General features: G+C 38.3%; 1 protein-coding gene and 1 pseudogene. Both read right to left on the reverse strand.

Annotated elements, in window-relative coordinates:
• Positions 1 to 309: 309 nt before the first annotated feature.
• On the reverse strand, positions 310 to 912 hold the full coding sequence (locus tag AB4653_RS15900) for a DUF2971 domain-containing protein (protein WP_029225506.1): 603 nt from the start codon (positions 910 to 912) through the stop codon (positions 310 to 312).
• 354 nt (positions 913 to 1,266) lie between these two features.
• Positions 1,267 to 1,430 (reverse strand): annotated as a pseudogene (locus AB4653_RS15905) (porin family protein); the annotation flags it as partial.

Consider the following 1,430-nt stretch of genomic DNA (forward strand, 5'->3'; position numbering starts at 1 on the left):
GAAGCACTCCAAAGGTTATACAAAAATCAAGAGAGTGAGAACGTCCGGCGATAGTAAAGCTTGTAGACAGGCGAAACAGCACTTACCAACCAAGAAAAAGTTCAAATACAGTTTTCCAGAAAAGTACATCCGACTTCATATCACAAACTGACCATTATGATGCACTATAACTAAATAATATTAATTTGATTGACTAAAACGTCAATGAATACGAGTGAATTACGGTGATCTGAGTTAGATGTCAGTATGTTGCACTGTCACTTGATATAACAATATGTCTCGTAGGGCGTTCATTTTACTGATATCTATTTAACCGAAGGTGCCAAATGTACACGAATCTTGTTTAGCGACAGCGTGTTTAACGGGGATGCCGAGGTGTTGGCAAGTCATTAGTACCTTTAGTTTTCTATCGGCAGGAGCATGTTCTGAGAGAATCACAGAGCTTATACACTCTTTATTCAGATACAGCTTGTTGCCAATAATCTCTTCATTGGGCAGTACCCAGCGATATTCTTTTTCGTAACGCCAGTTTGAATGTTTGATTCCAAGTACGCTCACGGCTAATTTCGATGCTTTTGACTTAACTAGCGAAGGAGAGCTAAGCATGCTTGGGTTGTCAGTATACTGAACTTCAAAGCAATTGAGATCTGCCTCACCGTGATAACAGTTAAGATCATACTCAATACACATACCTTTAAAGTTATCGCCATACTGAGACCAAAGTATGGGATGGTCATTCGATTGAGAGAAGCACATAACCTTGAAGTCATTCTGAAGTTCTTTGTTGAACAGGTGATGAGATTCAAAAGGGTTATTAAAGGTCTTAGCGGAATCAAACCACAACGAACACTCGGATATCGATTGTATGTTTCTATCGTGAAGAGATCTGAACTTATAAAGTTTAGGCAACATATCAAACACCTGGTTTACAACATTGTCTGATGTTAACACTATAATTCATAATGTAAGCGTGAATGCATAGTGTTTGCTTGCTTAGTCACCAAGTTTAATCATATAACTGATTGATAGATCAAAATTTAAACACGAAATAGCAGCCTGTTTGAGTGATTTATCTTGCAATAGCGTTGGTTTTTCTAATAAGTTGCAACGTAACTTTATATTGGTGGAGGAATAGGCCTATATTTGGAGGCAATGTAAAGGAAGTTAAGTGAACCAATAATGATAAATCCGACCTCAAAGAGATCGGACTATTTGCAATGCTAGGCTAGTTGACCGCTATAAATTGGTCTAGTCATTGAAGGAACTTTAGAAATGGTATCTTGCACCAATGTATGCTGTTTTGGATGAAACATCGATGGATTCTATTTCAATATGTGCAGAGCGGTAACCGATATGAACGTCGATGTTATCGGTAATTATTGCGCCAAATTCTCCACCGATTTGGTAAGCGGCCTCAGATTCAGAAGCTG

This window comes from Vibrio sp. 10N.222.48.A3 (assembly GCF_041475345.1).
Taxonomy (GTDB): Bacteria; Pseudomonadota; Gammaproteobacteria; order Enterobacterales; family Vibrionaceae; genus Vibrio; species Vibrio tasmaniensis_A.

Excerpts from the sequence above, each read along its gene's own strand:
- AB4653_RS15900 (WP_029225506.1), bottom strand. The coding sequence starts at position 912 with ATGTTGCCTAAACTTTATAAGTTCAGATCTCTTCACGATAGAAACATA.